Source organism: Sphingomonas jejuensis, assembly GCF_011927695.1.
Classification (GTDB): domain Bacteria; phylum Pseudomonadota; class Alphaproteobacteria; order Sphingomonadales; family Sphingomonadaceae; genus Sphingomonas_K; species Sphingomonas_K jejuensis.
Window position 1 is genome coordinate 282,581 of record NZ_JAATJE010000001.1, and the last position, 16,192, is coordinate 298,772.

Below are 16,192 nucleotides of genomic sequence, written 5' to 3' on the forward strand. Positions count from 1 at the left end.
GGCTGGCGATGCTGGACGGCGAGGCGCGGGCGGAGGCGCTGAGGACGCTGGCGCCCGAGCATGTCGCGAACCTGGCCGGCAACTGGCCGTTCTGGGCGCGCCCGTCGCAGCGGCCGCCGGTCGGCCCGTGGCGGGTGTGGCTGGTGATGGCCGGCCGCGGGTTCGGAAAGACGCGCATGGGGGCCGAGTGGGTGCGGGCGCGGGCGGAGGCCGACCCGCGGCTGCGGGTCGCGCTGGTGGGGGCGACCATCGGCGATGCGCGACAGGTGATGGTGGAGGGGGAAAGCGGGCTGCTGGCGATCGCCCCTGCCGACCGGCGCCCGGACTGGGAGCCGAGCCTGCGCCGGCTGACCTGGCCGGGCGGCGCGCAGGCCTTCATCTATTCGGCCGCGGAACCGGAGACGCTGCGCGGGCCGCAGCATCACATCGCCTGGGCGGACGAGATCGGCAAATGGGTGCAGGGCCCGGCAGCCTGGGACAACCTGATGATGGGATTGCGGCTGGGCCGCTGGCCGCGCGTGGTGGCAACAACGACACCGCGGCCGGTGCCGCTGGTCCGGCGACTGGCGACGGCATCGGACGTGGCGGTCACGCGGGGCGGGAGCGGTGCCAACCGCGCGCACCTGCCCGGCGGTTTCCTGGATGCGCTGATCGCCGAGCATGGCGGGACGCCGCTGGGACGGCAGGAGCTGGACGGCGAGCTGATCGAGGATGCGGCGGGAGCGCTGTGGAACAGGGCGTTGCTGGAGCGATGCCGCGTGGCGGAGATGCCGGGCCTGGCCGCGCGCGTGGTGGTGGCGGTGGACCCGCCGGCCAGCGCGGACGGGGACGCGTGCGGGATCGTGGCGGCGGCGCGCGGCCAGGACGGGACGGGATATCTGCTGGAGGATGCGACGGTGAGCGGCCGGACGCCAGAAGGATGGGCCCGCGCCGTGGCGGACGCGGCCGCGCGCCACGGCGCCGACCGGGTGATCGCGGAAGCCAACAACGGGGGCGAGATGGTGCGGAGCGTGCTGCAGGCGGCGGACGCCGCGCTGCCGGTGCGCATGGTCCATGCGACGCGCGGCAAGAGCGCGCGGGCCGAGCCGGTCGCCGCGCTCTACGAACGGGAGCGAGTGCGGCATGTCGGCCGCTTCCCGGCGCTGGAGGACCAGCTGTGCGGGATGATCGTGGGTGGCGGCTATGACGGGCCGGGGCGGTCCCCCGACCGGGCGGATGCGCTCGTCTGGGCGATGACGGAACTGATGCTGGGGTCGGCGAGCCGGCCACGGGTGCGGGTCGTTTGACGGCCGCGCGGCGTTGGGTCGGGGACAGGACGGGAGATGGAGCATGGACGAGCGGTTCGTGGCGGCGGCGCACGCGGTGACCCGCGCCATCGAGGCGGGGGGCGTCTGCGTGATCGTCGTCGGCATCCTGTACGCGCTGATCCGCTTCGGTCGCGCGATCCTGGGAGAGGCGGGCCGTGACGGGGCGTACCGCGCGCTGCGGTCCGACATGGGCCGGTCGATCCTCCTGGGGCTGGAGATGCTGGTGGCGGCGGACATCATCAACACGGTGGCGGTCGAGCCGACGCTGTCGTCCGTCGGCGTGCTGGCGGTGATTGTGGCGATCCGCACCTTCCTGAGCTTCACCCTGGAGCTGGAGATCGACGGGCGCTGGCCGTGGCAGGGACGGGCGGAGCAAGGCGACCGGCCGGGTCGCGCGGGGGACGTGCGCTGACGCCCCGCGCCGGGCGGAACAACGGGATCTGATTGTCGGAGGCAGGCATGGGATGGTTCGGGAAGCGGGCCGGGCGCGATGGCGCGCGGCCGGTGCTGGCGCGCGGGTTCGGCGGCGCGGCGCTGGGCGGGTGGCCGAGCGGATATGAAGCGCAGGTGCGCGACGCGTTCCTGAGCAACCCGGTGGCGCAGCGCGCGGTGCGACTGGTGAGCGAAAGCGTGGGGGCGGCGCCGATCTTCGCCAGCGACGATGCCGCGACCGCGCTTGTGCGGCGATCGGGCATGCTGGCGCCGGCGGCGGCGCAGCTGCTGCTGCACGGCAATGCATTCGTGCAGCTGCTGGGCGAGGACGGGCGGGCCCCGGACGGATTGTTCGCGCTCCGGCCCGAGCGGATCACGGTGGCGGTGGACGGGCGGGGGTGGCCGGACGGCTATCTTTACCGCGTTGACGGCGAGAGCGTGCGCATCCCGCCCGACCGCATCGTGCATGTGCGCGGCTTTCATCCGCTGGACGATCATCTTGGCCTCGGCTGCCTGGGCGCGGTGGCGGGCGCGGTGGCGATCCACAACGCCGCGACCCGGTGGCACAAGGCGCTGCTGGACAATGCGGCGCGGCCGTCGGGCGCGCTGGTCTATGACCCCGGCGAGGCGGGCGCGTCGCTGTCGGCCGAGCAGTTCGACCGGCTGCGCGCCGAGATGGAGCAGAGCTTTGCCGGGGCGGCGAACGCCGGGCGGCCGATGCTGCTGGACGGGGGGCTGAAGTGGCAGGCGATGAGCCTGACCCCGGCCGACATGGACTTCGTCGGCACCAAGGCGGCGGCGGCGCGCGATATCGCGTTGGCGTTCGGCGTGCCGCCGATGCTCCTCGGGCTGCCCGGCGACGCGACCTACGCCAATTACCGCGAGGCCAACCGCGCGCTGTGGCGGGCCACCGTGCTGCCGCTGGCAGCGCAGCTGCTGGAGGCGATCGCCGGCGGGCTGGCGCCGTGGTGGCCGGCGCTGACGATCGAGGTGGACCCCGACCTGGTGCCCGCGCTGGCTGAGGATCGCGAGCGGCTGTGGCGGCAGGTGGCGGGCGCGGACTTCCTGGACCGCGACGAGAAGCGGGCGATGCTGGGGTTCCGGTAGGATCCGCCGGCGGACGGGCAGATCAGGGTGGTGGAGGCGATCATGGACGACGGAGCGGTGCTGGCCGAGCTGGTGCGGCAGGCGGAAGGCGACGGCGCGGGCCGCGGCACGCTGCGCGCGATCGTGGAGGAAGCAAGCGAGCGGGGGGCGGCGCGGGCGCTGGCCTCCATCGGCCTGCAGGACGCGGCCGCCGGCGGCGACATGGGGGAGCTGCGCGAGCTGCTTGCCGCCTGGCGCGACGTGAAGCGATCGGCCCGGCGCGCGGCGGTGGAGTGGATGGTGCGCCTGTTGCTGGCGGCGCTGCTGCTGGGCCTGGCCGTGAAGCTGGGGGTGCGGGCATGAGGATCGCCGGCCATGCCGCGATCTTCGACGTGGCGGACGGACAGGGCGACATCGTGCGGCGCGGCGCCTTTGCCGACGCGCGGGCGCCGCTGCCGCTGCTGCTGGAGCATGACCCGGCGCGGCGCATCGGGACGGTCACGACGATCGCCGAGGATGCGCGCGGGCTCCGCATGGAGGCCGAGCTGTGGCCGGCGGGCGTGCGCGCGGCGCGGCGGATCGGCGGTCTGTCGTTCGGCTTCCGCGCGGAGCGCTGGGGAACAAACAGGGAACTTACTCATGTCGGGCTGATCGAGCTGAGCCTGGTGGCGCGGCCGATGCAGCCGCTGGCGCGGGTGGACCGGATCTGGAGCGAGGAGAACGAGATGGTGGACGTGAAGTCGGATGCGCGGCCGGTACTGTCGGGCGCGGTGGCGGGCAGGGGCGCGGCCGGTGCCTTTGTCGACAACTATCTGCGCGCGGGGCGCACGCATGAGGTGAAGAGCGCAAGCGGGGCGAGCGGGATCGACGGCGGCTATGCCGTGCCGCGCGAGATCGACGGGATCATCGAACGGCTGCTGAAGGCGGCGTCGCCGATCCGCACGATCGCCAATGTGGTGCAGGTGGGATCGGCCGGGTACCGCAAGCTGGTGAGCGCGGGCGGCACGCCGTCCGGCTGGGTGTCGGAAACGGCCGACCGGCCGGAAACGGACACGCCCGATTTCCACGAGATCGTGCCGCCGTCGGGCGAGCTCTACGCCAACCCGGCGGCCAGCCAGGCGATGCTGGACGATGCCGCGTTCGACCTGGAAGGCTGGCTGGCCGACGAGATCGCGGCCGAGTTCGCCCGGGCGGAGGGTGCGGCGTTCGTGGCCGGATCGGGCGTCAACCGGCCCAAGGGTTTCGTAACCTATCCGACCAGTTCGGACGGCGACGGGACCCGCGCGTTCGGCACGCTGCAGCATGTGGCGTCGGGCGCGGCGGGCGGGTTCGGCGGAACGGCGGCGCCCGACCGGCTGATCGACCTGGTGCATGCCCTGAAGGGCCCGTACCGGCAGGGCGCGAGCTTTGTCATGAACGCGGCCACGCTGGCGGTGATCCGCAAGTTCAAGACCGCGGACGGCGCGTTCCTGTGGCAGCCGGGCCTTCTCACCGGGCAGCCGGACACGCTGCTCGGCTATCCGGTGGTGGAGGCCGACGCGATGCCCGACATCGCGGCGAACAGCCTGTCGATTGCGTTCGGCAACTTCAAGGCGGGCTATCTGATCGCCGACCGGGCGGAGACGCAGATCCTGCGCGATCCGTACAGCCACAAGCCGTTTGTGCACTTCTACGCCACCCGCCGGGTGGGCGGCGCGGTGGTGAACAGCGAAGCCATCAAGCTGATGAAGTTCGCCGCGGCCTGACGCCGCAGGCGGGGCGCCGCCCCGAGGGGGCCGGGGCGGCGCCGAACCTTTCACCGGAAAACAGCAGCAAAGGAGCCTGAGATGGCGGATCCATTTCTTCATGCCGACGGGGTGAGCGCGCCCGCCACGCGGGTGGCGGCGATCGTGCCGAGCGATGCCGCGCCGATCGGGGATGCGCCCAAGGCGATCTATGTCGGGCAGGGCGGCGACATCGTGCTGCAGGGCATGGGCGGGGGCGCGGACGTGCGGCTGCGCCAGGTGCCGACGGGCACGATCCTGCCGGTGCGGGCGCGCTTCGTCCGGGCGACGGGCACCAGCGCGACCGACCTGGTGGCGCTGTTCTGATGGCGACGATCGGGCTGGGGCTGTCGCTGACGCTGCGGCGGGCGGGCGGGATGGCCGTGTCGACGCCGGTGCCGACGCCGACGCCCGTGCCGACACCGACACCGACGCCGACGCCGACGCCGACCCCTGCCCCGGCACCCGTCGTGCTGACGCCCGTCGGCTTTTCCACCGGGTTCGACCTGCCCGACGGCACCGTGCTGCGGTTGCAGCCGGGCTGGGTGACGGTGGGCGGCGAGCCGCCGGTGGCCGGCGCGCTCAACAGCGTGGGGGTGAGCGGGGGACGGCTGGCGAACGTCAACGGGTGGGGCGAATATGCCTTTCCGCCGCACGCGCTGATCGCGCGCGATGCGGGGAGCGCCAGCCATTATTTTCGGGCGCGGGTGGGCGCCACGAACGGGCAGACGATGCTGGTGTTCGGCGCGAGCGGGACCCGCGACTTCGCGGGCGTGCGGCTGAGCGGCGTGATGAGCCCGTTCGTGCTGGTCGGCGGAGCGGAAACGGGGCTGCCGGGGTCGAGCGGGCTTGGCACCAGTTCGCGCTTCGCGGACCGGCGCCTGGTGCGCGCGGGCGACGTCATCGAAGGGCGGATCGTGGCGGGCGAGATCAGCGTGCTGCGCGAAGGCATGCGGATGCGCGGCGTCGGCCGGACCCCGGTGCCGGCATTGCCGCCCGGGCGCCACGCCGGCTTCACCACATTCGCCGACGGCTTTGCCGGATGGGACGACGTGGAGGTGGGGCCGCTGGCGTGCGACCTGTGGATCGACCCGCCGGAGCAGGCCTTTGTGCCGCGCCGGAAGGGCGGCCCGCACCCGGACGGATCGGCGCCGGTGGCGATCGCGGGCGGGTTCATTGGGCAGGTGAACGGGCTGATCTGGCGCCTGCGCGAGCCCGAGACGGGCGCGCCGCTGAACGGCTGGGCAGCCGTGCCCGACGCGGTGATCGCGGACGAACGGTGGTCGGCGACGATCGAGGTGCCGGCCGGCCTCAATGGCACGGGCGCGTACCGGCTGGAGGTGGCGGCGGCCAACGACACACAGAGCGCGGTGCAGGCGAACGACCTGTTCGCCGTGGGCATCGGCGTGCTGATGTACGGCCAGTCCAACACCGCGGGAATGAGCGGCCCGGCCACGGTTGATCAGCCGCCCTTTGCCGGAAGCTGGCATTACACCGCGCTGTGGGACGACCAGCCGGCGGCGCGCAGGGCATGGGGCAACGCGACGCCCTATCTGGACGGCGCCACGGTGAACGATGCGATCCTGAGCCGGATGCTGAGCGAGGGCGCGGGGCTGCCGGTGGGGATCGTCAACTGCGGCATCCCCGCCCGATCGGTGGCGGCGCTGAAGCCGGGGCGGCCGGAGTTCGCCTGGACGGAGGCGCATATCGGCCTTGCCGGCGGCGCGTTCGAGCTGTTGCTGATCAACCAGGGCGAGGACGAGGCCTTTGCGCCGGGCACCGGTGCGGCCGCCGGTTACAAGGACGCGTGGCGCGAGACGATCGCCGCGCTGCGGGCGCGATCCGGCCAGCCGGCGGGAACGGAGGTGCCGGTGCTGATGGCGGTGACCGGCGTCTATGGCGCGCCGAGCAACGCGGCGGCCGATGCCAATGCGAGCGCGGTGCGGCGGATCCAGGCCGAGCTGATGGCCGAGATCGGCCGGCTGTCGCACCACCATGTCGGGATCGAGATGATCGATGCGTATCATTATTCGCCCGGACCGAGCGGCTATCCGGAGATGGGACGGCGGGCCGCGCTGTCGGTGCTGAAAGGGTGGGGCCTGTCGCCGCATGACGGGCTGGGCCCGGTCGCGACGGGCGCAGTGCGATCCGGTGCCGTCGTGACGGTCGCGATCGACCTGAACGGAGCAACGTCGCTGAGCGGAGGTGCGCTCACCAGCTGGCAGGCATCAGCGGACGGTTTTGCGACGCTGCTGCCGATCGCGGGTGTGGACGTCGCCGACGGCGGGGTGGTGGTGCGGCTGGCGAGCGACCCCGGCGGGCCGGTCGGCGTCAGGAACCACCAGGGCTATGCGCCCGACACCGGCGGCTGGGCGACCGGCCGCTACGCGGACGGGAGCGCCATTCCGATGATGCCGGTGCTGACGGCGATCCAGACCAGCAACTGAACGCCAGGCGGGAGGACCCACATGGATGAAGGACGGAGGCGGCGCGGCCACGCGCCGGCCGCGCGATGACGCGAGTCGACGGGATGCCGGCCACCGTGCTGGCCGATGGCCGCACGGCCACCAAGGCCTTGCTGCGGCTGGAGAGCGACTTGGAGGATGCCCTGATCGACGCGCAGGTGGGCGCGGCGATCGGTGCGTTCGAGGCGGTGTGCGGATTGCTGGCGATCGCGCGGCCGGTGGCGGAGACCGTGCAGGCGTCCGCGCGCGGCTGGACCCGCCTGTCGCAGGTGCCGGTCCGATCGGTCGAGGCGGTGGAGGCGGCCGAGGGAGCCGCATTCCCCGCAGACGACCTGCCGACCGACATCGATCCGGACGGCGTCGGGTGGGTCCGGCGGGGCACGGGCGACCGCTTATACGTGCGGTACACCGCCGGGCTGGCGGACGGCTGGGCGGACCTGCCGGATGCGGCCCGCCACGGCATCGTGCGGCTGGCCGCGCACCTGTTCACCCACCGCGACCGGACGGACGATGCGCTGCCCGCCGCGGTCGCCGCGCTGTGGCGGCCGTTCAAGCGGTTGCGGCTGCGATGACGGGCGAGCTGGCAGGCGCGCTGACGCAGCGCGTGACCCTGTTGCGGGCAAACCAGGCGCGCGACCCGCTGGGCGCGGTGGCGGGGTGGACCGCGACAGGCGAGAGCTGGGCGGCGGTGACACCGGCCGGCAGGGGGGCGGCGAACGCGGCCGACGCGGCCGAAGCGCTGCCGGTGTGGCGCGTGACCATGCGACCACGCCCGCTGTCGCCGGGCGACCGGCTGCACTGGCGCGGCCGCACGCTGGAGCTGGTGGCGGTCGAGGAGGATCCGGCGGCGGGCGACCGGATGGTCGTGATCGCGGCGGAGCGGCGCGGATGACGGCGGTGGACCGGATCGCCGCGCGCGCACGCCGCCGCCGCATCGCCCGGATGATGGACGCGGCGATGCCGCCCGGCATCTCCCTGGAGGAGACGCCCGACGGCGTCGTGCTGCGGGGCGTCGGGCTCAGGCAGCGGATGCTGTCGGACGTGCGGCTGCGCGCGATCGGATGGTGGGAGGGACGCCGATGATGGGGGCGGGCGAGGCGGTGCAGCGCGCGGTGGTTGCCGCGCTGACCGACGGCGGCGGCGCCGTGTTCGACGGGGCGCCGGGGCGGGCACCCTTTCCCTACCTGACGGTCGGGGAGGTGGGCAGCACGGATTGGAGCCACCAGGGCGCGGACGGGCGCGAGGTGCGGATCGCGCTGACGGCGTGGGACGAGGCGGGGGCGGCCGCGCGGCTGCACGGCGCGATGGCCGCGGCGGAGGCTGCGGTCACCGGGATCGCGGGCAGCATCGATGGCGGCTGGCAGGTGGCGAGCGTCGCCCTGATCCGCACGCGCATGGTGCGCGACCCGGCGCGGCCCTGGGCAGGAATGGTGGACGTGCGGTTCCGGGTGGCGCGGCTGGATTGACGATGGAGGCGACGGGCATGGCGATGGAGAAGGGAAGTGCGTTCCTGCTGAAGATCGGCGACGGCGCGGCGGTGCCGGCCTTTGCGACGGTGGCGGGGATGCGCACCACGCAGCTGCAGGTGAACGGCGAGGCGGTGGTGGTGACCCATAAGGGGTCGGGCGGATGGCGCGAGCTGCTGTCGGGCGCGGGCGTGCGATCCGTCTCGGTCACGGGATCGGGCGTGTTCACGGGATCGGCGGCCGAGACGCGGATCAAGGCCAATGCGCTGGCCGGCCTGCTGGACGACTATGAACTGAGCTTCGAAAGCGGGGAGCGGATGCGAGGACGCTTCCTGGTCACGCGGTTGGATTATTCGGGCGAGTTCAACGGCGAGCGCAATTATGCGGTGAGCCTGGAAAGCTCCGGCGCGGTGGTGTCGCTGTGAGCGGCGCAAACGCCGTGCGCGGCGAGGCGGAGGTGGCCGGGCAGGTGCTGCGGCCGAGCTTTGCCGCCCTGGTGGCGGCGGAAGGCGAGATCGGCTCGCTGTTCGAGCTGGTGGACCGGGCGGCGGACGGGCGGCTGGCGCTGTCCGAGATGGTGGCGCTGTTCTGGCATTGCCTGCGCGACCCGGCGGCGGTCGACCGGGCCGCCTTTTCGGAGGCGGTGGCGGCGGGCGGGCTGGCGCGGGCGACGCCGGCGCTGAAGCTGTTGCTGCGCCAGATCCTCGACGGACAGTGAGCTTTGCCGAGTGGGCCCGGCGGCTGGCCGGCGAGGCGGCGGTCGCGCTCGGCTGGCGGCCGGACGAGTTCTGGCGCGCGACCCCCGCCGAGCTGGCGGCGATCCGCGACATGCTGCGCCCCCCGGCCGACGCGCCGGTCGACCTGCCTGCGCTGATGGAGATGTTTCCCGATGGATGAGGAAATCGAACGGCTGATCGTGTCGGTGCGCGCCGACACGCGCGGCTTTGCCCGCGATGTCGACGAGATGCGCCGCACCCTGGACGGGCCGCTGGGTGCGGGTGCCGAGCGGGCCGGGCGGATGGTGGAGGCCGGGCTGCTGCGCGCGGTGCGCACGGGCAAGCTGGGCTTTGAGGAGCTGAAAAGCGTGGCGCTGGGCGCGATGGCCGACATCGCGGCGTCCGCGGTGCGGGCCGGGCTGTCCTCACTGACCGGCGTCGGTGGCGTGCTGGGTGGCCTGTTGAGCGGGATCGCGCCGCTGTTGAGCGGCTTTCCCGGCCGCGCGACGGGTGGCCCGGTGGCGCCGGGCCGCCCCTATCTGGTGGGGGAGCGCGGGCCCGAGCTGTTTGTGCCGACAACGGCGGGACGGGTCGCGATGGGCGGCGGTTCCGGAGGCGCGGACGGGCGCGAGATCCGCGTCACCATCAACGTGAACGGCGGGGCGGGGCCGGGCGATGCGCCGCGCATGCTGCAGCGGTCGAGCCGGCAGGTGGCACGGGCGGTGCGCCATGCCGTGATGGGAGACTGAGCCGTGGGATGGTGGCTGGCCGAGCGCCGCACGGTGCAGGAAACATCCTGGGTGAAGCGGTTCGATGCGCGCTTCTGGACCGTCAACTTTCCGCGCCCGATGATGGCGTCGGTGGTGACGACCGCGCCCGATGCGATCCGGGTGGATGCCGTGTTCTACGGTCGCGACACGCTGGCCGGGCTGATCTGGGACGCGGAGGACCGGCACGACCATGTCCTCCTGGCGTACGAGACCGCGCGCGATTTCCGGGCGTGCCGGCTCCAGTTCCGGTGGCGGTCGGGCGGCATCCTGCCGCTGGACGCGGTGAACGGCCCGACGCTGACGATCGAGGGGCGCGACGCGGCGGGGCAGGCGCGGGCCTGGTATGTGCGGCTGTGGAACTATGCCCGCGGCACGCCGGAGGACGCGGAGGTGGAGATCGACTTCGCCGCCGTCGACGGGGGCTTCCTGCTGCCGGGCGAAGCGGACCCGGTGTGGGCGGGCGACGTCGACCGGATGTTCGTGTCGCTGGCACCGCCCGGTTATGGCGGCACGGGCGCGCTGCCGGCGCCGGTCGCGGGCTGGGCGGAGCTGAGCGGCATCCGCTGCGACGGGGCGGGATCGGTGATCGCGCTGGGCGACGTGCTGGTGCCGCCGCACGGCCTGTCGATGGCGACCGGTTATGACGACCTGTACCATGTGACGCCCGCCCGGCTGGTGCGCAACATCGTCGGCCTCGGCTATCGCGGCGCGATCAACCATTATGTCGGGATGAGCCATTATTTCCGGCTCGACGGGGCGGGAAAGGCGGGCGCGGCGGACGGCGCGCTGAACGAACCGTGCCGGCGCTGGCACCAGGCGCTTGCGGCCGCGGCGATCGAGGCCGGGCTGGAGCTGATCCTGTCCCTGTCGTTCGAGCTGCTCGACAGCCACTGCCCCGAGGGGTGGAAGCAGCGCGCGGCGGACGGCGCGCCGGCGCTGACCGGGTGGGAGCCGCCGTCAACGCTGCTGTCGCCCGCGAACGGGGAGGCAAAGGCCTATCTTCAGGCGGTGGGGCGGGCATTTGCCGCCATCGCGCGCGAGGCCGGGATGCCGGTCAGGTTCCAGGTGGGGGAGCCGTGGTGGTGGGTGACCCGCGACCGGCGGATCTGCCTTTACGACGACGCCGCGCGGGCGGCGCTGGGCCCGGACATGCCGGTGATCGCGGACGTGGCGGCAGTGACGGGGCCACAGGAGAAGGCGCTGCTGGACCGGGCGGGTGCCGTGCTGGCGGGCGCGACGGCGGCGCTGGTGGCGGCCGTGCGGGCGGAGGCACCGGGCGCGGAGGCGCTGCTGTTGGCCTATCTGCCGAGCATCCTGGACGAGCGCGCGCCCGAGGTGCGGCGCGCCAACGTGCCCGTCGGCTGGGCATGGCCCGCCTTCGACGTGCTGCAGCTGGAGGATTATGACTGGGTGACGGCCGGCGACACGGGCGCGACCGCGCGCGGGGTGGCGGCGGCGACCGCGCGGCTGGGCTATCCGGTCGAGACGCAGCACTATCTGGCGGGCTTCGTGCTGCGGCCGGAGGAGCGCGCGCAGTGGGCGCTGATCGATGCGGCGGCGGTCGCGGCGAAGCGGCGGGGGACCGGCCCGGTTTTCATCTGGGCGCTGCCGCAGGTGATCCGCGACGGATTTGTTCACTTCGGGGAAGGGGAAGCGGACGTGCAGGCGTTCGACGATGTGGCGTTTCCGATCGAGATCGGGCGCGAGGCGGTGGTCCGGCCGGGCTTTTCAACGGCGGTGGTCACGGTGGCGGGCGGGCATGAGCAGCGCAACGCCGACTGGGCGGATGCACGCACCGATTACGACGTGGGTCCGGGCGTGCGCAGCCAGGCCGACATGGAGCTGTTGCTGCGCTTCTTCCGCGCGCGGATGGGCGCCGCCCGCGGCTTTCGGCTGCGCGATCCGTTCGACCACAGTTCGGCCGGGATGACGGGGGTGCCGGGTGCCGCCGACCAGCTGCTGGGCACGGGCGACGGGATCGCGACCCGGTTCCGGCTGGTGAAGCATTATGGCGGCGGGCCCGACGTGCCCGCGCGGATCATCAGCCGGCCCGAGGTCGCCAGCGTGCGGGTGAGCGTGGGCGGGCAAGCGGCGAGCGGATGGCGGGTGGAGCCGGGCGGATGGGTCGCGTTCGACCAGCCACCGGCGAACGGTGCGGCGGTGCGCGCCGGCTTCCTGTTCGACGTGCCCGTGCGCTTTGCCGAGGACAGGCTGGAGGTCCAGCGCACGACATTCGGCGCCGGCGAGGCGGTGTCGGTGCCGCTGATCGAGGTAAAGGAGGCATGAGCTGGCTGGCGGAGCGGCTGACCGCGCTGGCCTTCCTGTGGCGGATCGAGCGGCGCGACGGGGTGACCATCGGCTTCACCAGCCATGACCGGGACATCGTGGCGGACGGATTGCTGTATCGGGCATCGCCCGGGATGGTGCCGTCCGCGATCACCCGCAGCGACAGCCTGGAGCCCGGCGGCATGGAGGTGAGCGGCGCCCTCAATGCAGCGGCGATTAGCGAGGAGGATCTGGCAGCGGGTCGCTTCGACGGCGCCGCGGTGACGGTCAGCGCCTGCGACTGGACCAACCCGGCCGACGCCGTCCGCCTGTGCCGCGGCGAGATCGGGAGCGTGGCGCGCGAAGGTGGCGGCTTCACCGCGGAGCTGCGGGGCCCGGCTGCGATCCTGGATCGTGCGGTCGTCGAGCAGACCTCCCCCGAATGTCGCGCGACGCTGGGCGACCGGCGGTGCCGGGTCGACATGGCGGCGCGACGGCGGCTGGCCCGCGTGATCGATATGGATGGAGACGGCATGCTGACGGTGGACCGCACGGAACCGCGGGACGATGCCTATGGCTGGGGGCGGCTGCGATGGCTGGACGGCGACAGTGCCGGCCGGTCGGGCGCGATCCGCAGGTCGGCGGGCGCGACAATCACCCTGGCGATTCCGCCGGCGCGGGTTCCGGCGGCGGGTGCGCTAGTCGAGCTGATCGAAGGGTGCGACCGGCAGATCGACAGCTGCATCACCCGGTTCGGCAATGCCGCGAACTTCCGGGGCGAGCCCCACCTGCCCGGCAACGACCTGCTGACCCGGTATCCCGGATCATGACCGGAGAGACGGCGGTGGCGCGCGCCCGTGGGGTCGTCGGGACGCCGTTCCGCCTGCATGGGCGTGGGCGCGAGGGCATCGATTGCGTCGGGCTGGTCGCGGTCGCCTGGGCGGTCGAGCGGGTGCCGACAGGATATCCGCTGCGTGGCGGCACGCTTGCCGCGGTGTCGGCCAGCCTGTCAACGATCGGCGCAAAGGCGGTGGCGGAGGCGCGCGCCGGCGACATCGTGGCAGCGCGACCCGGGCCCGCACAGCTCCACCTGGTGGTGCTGACGGAGGGCGGCTTCATCCACGCGGATGCCGGGCTGCGGCGGGTGGTGGAGGTGCCGGGCGCCGTTCCGTGGCCAGTGGCGGGGATGTGGCGAAAGGAGGTGAGCTGATGGCGACGCTGGTCCTGACAAGCGTCGGTACGCTGATCGGCGGGCCGCTGGGTGGGGCGATCGGCGCCGTGCTGGGCCAGTCGGTCGACGCCGCGATCCTGCAGCCGAAGGGGCGGCAGGGGCCGCGGCTGACCGACCTGACCGTTCAGACATCGAGCTATGGCACAGCCATTCCCGCGCTTTTCGGGACGATCAGGGCGGCAGGCACCGTGATCTGGTCCACCGACCTGCGCGAGGAGCGGACGCGCACCGGTGGGGGCAAGGGACGGCCGAGCGTGACCAACTACAGCTATTCGGCGTCGTTCGCCGTGCTCTTGTCCGCGCGGCGGGTGCGGGCGGTGCGGCGGGTCTGGGCGGACGGCAACCTGATGCGCGGCGCGGGTGGCGACTGGAAGGTGGCAACGGGCTTTCGCCTGCATCACGGCGACGAGGATCAGGAGGTCGACCCGCTGATCGCCGCGGCCGAGGGTGCGGGGCGGACGCCTGCGCATCGCGGATCGGCCTATGCCGTGTTCGAGAACCTCGACCTCGGTCCCTATGGCAACCGTATTCCTTCCCTGACCTTCGAGATCGTGGCGGACGAGGAGGGGGCGGCCGTCAGCACGATCGTGGCGGAAGCGAGCGCCGGCGACGCCACGGCCGCGACCGATCGCCGGTTCGTCGGCTTCGCGACGGGCGGCGACAGCGTGCGCGGGCTGATCGAAACGATCATGGCGGCGGTGCCGCTGTCGCCGCGCGACGAGAGCGGCACGATCGTGCTGCGCCCTGCCAGCGAGCCGGTCGCCGTGATCGACGCCGACGAGCGCATCGACGGGCGGATCGGCCGGAGCGACGGCATCGATGCGGATGTGCCGGGTGAGCTGACCGTCGGCTATCATGATCCGGAGCGCGATTATCAGGCGGGATTGCAGCGGGCGCGCTGGCTGGAGGGCGGGCGCCGCGCAGAGCGCATCGACCTGGCCGCGGTGATCGCGGCGGGAAGCGCCAAGGCGATCGCCCACGACAGGCTGGAGCGGTTGTGGATGGAGCGCGGGCGCCTTCGCCTGTCGCTGCCGTGGCGGCGGATCGACCTGACGCCGGGTGATTGCGTGACCCTGGCCGACGTGCCCGGGCGCTGGCGGATCGTCGGCTGGACGCTGGAAGAAATGCGGGTCGAGCTGGAGCTGGTGCGAACGCGGGGGACCGCCCAGCCGACCAGCCTTGCCGCGTCGCCCGGCCGCAGCGTCTCAGCCGTCGACCTGCCGCATGGCGAGACGCGGCTGGTGGTGCTGGAGCCGCGAACGGGGATCGCGCGCGCCGATGGCGCGCCGCAGCTGAGCATCGCCGCGGCCGGCGCGGCGGGCTGGCGGTCGGCCGGGCTGTTGCTGAGCGTGGACGGCGGGCAGAGTTTCGATCCGGCCGGATCGACGGCGGCACCGGCGGTGATCGGCACGGTGGGCGATCCGCTGCCCCCCGCCGCGACCGCGATCCGCGACGATCGCACGGCCATCGAGGTGGTGCTGCCGCATGCCGGCATGGTGCTTCACGACATGGATGATGCGGGACTTTCGGCGGGGCGCAACCTTGCCGCGGTCGGCGAGGAGATCATCCAGTTCGGCCGCGCCGAGCCGCTGGGACAGGGCCGGTGGCGGCTGTCGCGCCTGCTGCGCGGCCGCCGCGGCACGGAGGATGCGGTGAAGCGCCACGGGGCGGGCGAGGCGTTCGTCCTGCTGGAACCGGGCGCGACAGCCACCGTCCTCCTTCCCCCGGCAGCGGCCGGAGGCAGCGCGATCGTGATCGCGAGCGGACCGGGTGACCCGCCCGACGGCGTGCGCGCGGCGCGCAGCGATGTCGGCAGCGCCCTGCGACCGCCTGCGCCGTGCCATCTGGTGCTTCGCCCCGACGAGGCGGGCGCATGGCTCGGCTGGACACGGCGCAGCCGCGCCGACTGGGACTGGCGCGACGGCGTGGACGCCAGCCTGGGCGAGGCGATCGAGCGGTACCGGATCACCATCGAGGCGGCTGGCGAGACGCGGATCGTGGAAACGGGGGAGCCGCGGCTGCACGTCCACACGCAGACCCTATCGATGGGCGCGAGCTTCGCCGTTCAGCAGGTCGGCGACTGGGGCCTGTCGGGGAGAACGGTTTTGCAGGTTGGCAACTTGGGAGGGATGCACGGATGAGCGACGTGGCGGAAGCAAGCAGCCGGTTCGCGCTGCCGTTCCTGGTGGTTGCGCAGGCGGGCAAGGAACAGACGCACAACGAGGCGGTCGCGCTGATCGACATGCTGCTGCAGCCGCAGGCGCTGGCGGTGCGCGGCGCGCCCCCGCCCAACCCCCGAGGCGGCGAAAGCTGGATCGTGGCGCCCGGCGCCACGGGGGCATGGAGCGGCCGGGACGGCGCGATCGCGGGCTGGACGGACGGCGGCTGGCGGTTCGCCGAGGTTCCTGTCGGGTTCGAAATGACCGTGGGCGGCCTGAATTTCATCCGGAAGACAGAGGGATGGGCGGGGCCGGGGCAGGTCGTGCCGCCCGAGGGCGGCGCGATCGTCGACGCAGAAGCACGTGCGGCGATCTTGCAACTCATTGAACTGTTTCGCGATCGGGGTGTTGTCGCACCGTAGGCCGAAGTATTCACGACGCCGACCTCTCTCACTGCGGCATGATTGCCACAGTTTCAGGAGAACGACGCTTGCGGGGAAACTATGTCAGGCCTAGGGAGTTAGCGCTGTCC

General features: G+C 73.1%; 20 protein-coding genes. All 20 read left to right on the top strand.

From position 1 onward, the window contains the following. Nucleotides 1-8 precede the first annotated feature (8 nt). On the top strand, nt 9-1,286 hold the full coding sequence (locus GGR88_RS01445) for a DNA-packaging protein (protein WP_167954276.1): 1,278 nt from the start codon (nt 9-11) through the stop codon (nt 1,284-1,286). Nucleotides 1,287-1,329: 43 nt separating this feature from the next. After that, complete coding sequence (locus GGR88_RS01450) at nt 1,330-1,719, top strand: DUF1622 domain-containing protein (RefSeq protein WP_167952275.1); 390 nt, start codon at nt 1,330-1,332, stop codon at nt 1,717-1,719. Between the two features lie 47 nt (nt 1,720-1,766). Further along, complete coding sequence (locus GGR88_RS01455) at nt 1,767-2,846, top strand: phage portal protein (protein ID WP_167952278.1); 1,080 nt, start codon at nt 1,767-1,769, stop codon at nt 2,844-2,846. Nucleotides 2,847-2,888: 42 nt separating this feature from the next. Further along, nucleotides 2,889-3,188, top strand: a complete 300-nt coding sequence (locus GGR88_RS01460; protein WP_167952280.1) for a DUF6127 family protein — start codon at nt 2,889-2,891, stop codon at nt 3,186-3,188. Next, nucleotides 3,185-4,570 (top strand): phage major capsid protein, encoded by a 1,386-nt coding sequence (locus GGR88_RS01465; RefSeq protein ID WP_167952285.1) that lies wholly within the window; start codon nt 3,185-3,187, stop codon nt 4,568-4,570. Before GGR88_RS01460 ends, GGR88_RS01465 begins: the two co-directional genes overlap by 4 nt. Nucleotides 4,571-4,651: 81 nt before the next feature. Then, nucleotides 4,652-4,915 (top strand): spike base protein, RCAP_Rcc01079 family, encoded by a 264-nt coding sequence (locus tag GGR88_RS01470; protein ID WP_167952287.1) that lies wholly within the window; start codon nt 4,652-4,654, stop codon nt 4,913-4,915. Further along, nucleotides 4,915-7,035 carry a hypothetical protein gene (locus GGR88_RS01475; protein WP_167951670.1) on the top strand — a complete coding sequence of 707 codons (2,121 nt, stop codon included), beginning with the start codon at nt 4,915-4,917 and terminating at the stop codon, nt 7,033-7,035. The genes GGR88_RS01470 and GGR88_RS01475 overlap by 1 nt, the downstream gene beginning before the upstream one ends. Before the next feature lie 65 nt (nt 7,036-7,100). After that, nucleotides 7,101-7,625 (top strand): head-tail connector protein, encoded by a 525-nt coding sequence (locus GGR88_RS01480; RefSeq protein ID WP_245196407.1) that lies wholly within the window; start codon nt 7,101-7,103, stop codon nt 7,623-7,625. Further along, nucleotides 7,622-7,945 carry a head-tail adaptor protein gene (locus tag GGR88_RS01485; protein ID WP_167952289.1) on the top strand — a complete coding sequence of 108 codons (324 nt, stop codon included), beginning with the start codon at nt 7,622-7,624 and terminating at the stop codon, nt 7,943-7,945. Before GGR88_RS01480 ends, GGR88_RS01485 begins: the two co-directional genes overlap by 4 nt. After that, nucleotides 7,942-8,136, top strand: a complete 195-nt coding sequence (locus GGR88_RS01490; protein ID WP_167952291.1) for a hypothetical protein — start codon at nt 7,942-7,944, stop codon at nt 8,134-8,136. The genes GGR88_RS01485 and GGR88_RS01490 overlap by 4 nt, the downstream gene beginning before the upstream one ends. After that, nucleotides 8,133-8,519: a DUF3168 domain-containing protein gene (locus GGR88_RS01495; protein ID WP_245196408.1), complete on the top strand. Its 387-nt coding sequence runs from the start codon at nt 8,133-8,135 to the stop codon at nt 8,517-8,519. Before GGR88_RS01490 ends, GGR88_RS01495 begins: the two co-directional genes overlap by 4 nt. A 17-nt stretch (nt 8,520-8,536) precedes the next feature. Then, the gene (locus GGR88_RS01500; protein WP_167952293.1) at nt 8,537-8,944 is read left to right on the top strand and encodes a phage tail tube protein; all 408 of its coding nucleotides are present in this window, start codon (nt 8,537-8,539) and stop codon (nt 8,942-8,944) included. After that, nucleotides 8,941-9,237: a GTA-gp10 family protein gene (locus tag GGR88_RS01505; RefSeq protein WP_167952295.1), complete on the top strand. Its 297-nt coding sequence runs from the start codon at nt 8,941-8,943 to the stop codon at nt 9,235-9,237. Before GGR88_RS01500 ends, GGR88_RS01505 begins: the two co-directional genes overlap by 4 nt. After that, entirely contained in the window at nt 9,234-9,416 is a 183-nt protein-coding gene (locus GGR88_RS01510; RefSeq protein WP_167952297.1) for a phage tail assembly chaperone, read from the top strand. The genes GGR88_RS01505 and GGR88_RS01510 overlap by 4 nt, the downstream gene beginning before the upstream one ends. Then, the gene (locus GGR88_RS01515; protein ID WP_167952299.1) at nt 9,409-9,984 is read left to right on the top strand and encodes a tail tape measure protein; all 576 of its coding nucleotides are present in this window, start codon (nt 9,409-9,411) and stop codon (nt 9,982-9,984) included. Before GGR88_RS01510 ends, GGR88_RS01515 begins: the two co-directional genes overlap by 8 nt. 3 nt (nt 9,985-9,987) lie before the next feature. Beyond that, nucleotides 9,988-12,291: a DUF2460 domain-containing protein gene (locus GGR88_RS01520; RefSeq protein ID WP_342449691.1), complete on the top strand. Its 2,304-nt coding sequence runs from the start codon at nt 9,988-9,990 to the stop codon at nt 12,289-12,291. Continuing rightward, a complete protein-coding gene (locus tag GGR88_RS01525) occupies nt 12,288-13,100 on the top strand; it encodes a DUF2163 domain-containing protein (protein WP_167952301.1) in 813 nt (270 codons plus the stop codon). The genes GGR88_RS01520 and GGR88_RS01525 overlap by 4 nt, the downstream gene beginning before the upstream one ends. After that, nucleotides 13,097-13,480, top strand: coding sequence for a C40 family peptidase (locus GGR88_RS01530; protein WP_209023168.1), 384 nt, complete (start codon nt 13,097-13,099; stop codon nt 13,478-13,480). The genes GGR88_RS01525 and GGR88_RS01530 overlap by 4 nt, the downstream gene beginning before the upstream one ends. Then, on the top strand, nt 13,480-15,642 hold the full coding sequence (locus GGR88_RS01535; RefSeq protein ID WP_167952303.1) for a phage tail protein: 2,163 nt from the start codon (nt 13,480-13,482) through the stop codon (nt 15,640-15,642). The genes GGR88_RS01530 and GGR88_RS01535 overlap by 1 nt, the downstream gene beginning before the upstream one ends. Beyond that, on the top strand, nt 15,639-16,082 hold the full coding sequence (locus tag GGR88_RS01540; protein ID WP_167952305.1) for a DUF2793 domain-containing protein: 444 nt from the start codon (nt 15,639-15,641) through the stop codon (nt 16,080-16,082). The genes GGR88_RS01535 and GGR88_RS01540 overlap by 4 nt, the downstream gene beginning before the upstream one ends. Nucleotides 16,083-16,192 lie beyond the last annotated feature (110 nt).

Excerpts from the sequence above, each read along its gene's own strand:
- GGR88_RS01445 (WP_167954276.1), top strand. The coding sequence starts at position 9 with ATGCTGGACGGCGAGGCGCGGGCGGAGGCGCTGAGGACGCTGGCGCCC.
- GGR88_RS01450 (WP_167952275.1), top strand. The coding sequence starts at position 1,330 with ATGGACGAGCGGTTCGTGGCGGCGGCGCACGCGGTGACCCGCGCCATC.
- GGR88_RS01455 (WP_167952278.1), top strand. The coding sequence starts at position 1,767 with ATGGGATGGTTCGGGAAGCGGGCCGGGCGCGATGGCGCGCGGCCGGTG.
- GGR88_RS01460 (WP_167952280.1), top strand. The coding sequence starts at position 2,889 with ATGGACGACGGAGCGGTGCTGGCCGAGCTGGTGCGGCAGGCGGAAGGC.
- GGR88_RS01465 (WP_167952285.1), top strand. The coding sequence starts at position 3,185 with ATGAGGATCGCCGGCCATGCCGCGATCTTCGACGTGGCGGACGGACAG.
- GGR88_RS01470 (WP_167952287.1), top strand. The coding sequence starts at position 4,652 with ATGGCGGATCCATTTCTTCATGCCGACGGGGTGAGCGCGCCCGCCACG.
- GGR88_RS01475 (WP_167951670.1), top strand. The coding sequence starts at position 4,915 with ATGGCGACGATCGGGCTGGGGCTGTCGCTGACGCTGCGGCGGGCGGGC.
- GGR88_RS01480 (WP_245196407.1), top strand. The coding sequence starts at position 7,101 with ATGACGCGAGTCGACGGGATGCCGGCCACCGTGCTGGCCGATGGCCGC.
- GGR88_RS01485 (WP_167952289.1), top strand. The coding sequence starts at position 7,622 with ATGACGGGCGAGCTGGCAGGCGCGCTGACGCAGCGCGTGACCCTGTTG.
- GGR88_RS01490 (WP_167952291.1), top strand. The coding sequence starts at position 7,942 with ATGACGGCGGTGGACCGGATCGCCGCGCGCGCACGCCGCCGCCGCATC.
- GGR88_RS01495 (WP_245196408.1), top strand. The coding sequence starts at position 8,133 with ATGATGGGGGCGGGCGAGGCGGTGCAGCGCGCGGTGGTTGCCGCGCTG.
- GGR88_RS01500 (WP_167952293.1), top strand. The coding sequence starts at position 8,537 with ATGGCGATGGAGAAGGGAAGTGCGTTCCTGCTGAAGATCGGCGACGGC.
- GGR88_RS01515 (WP_167952299.1), top strand. The coding sequence starts at position 9,409 with ATGGATGAGGAAATCGAACGGCTGATCGTGTCGGTGCGCGCCGACACG.
- GGR88_RS01525 (WP_167952301.1), top strand. The coding sequence starts at position 12,288 with ATGAGCTGGCTGGCGGAGCGGCTGACCGCGCTGGCCTTCCTGTGGCGG.
- GGR88_RS01530 (WP_209023168.1), top strand. The coding sequence starts at position 13,097 with ATGACCGGAGAGACGGCGGTGGCGCGCGCCCGTGGGGTCGTCGGGACG.
- GGR88_RS01535 (WP_167952303.1), top strand. The coding sequence starts at position 13,480 with ATGGCGACGCTGGTCCTGACAAGCGTCGGTACGCTGATCGGCGGGCCG.
- GGR88_RS01540 (WP_167952305.1), top strand. The coding sequence starts at position 15,639 with ATGAGCGACGTGGCGGAAGCAAGCAGCCGGTTCGCGCTGCCGTTCCTG.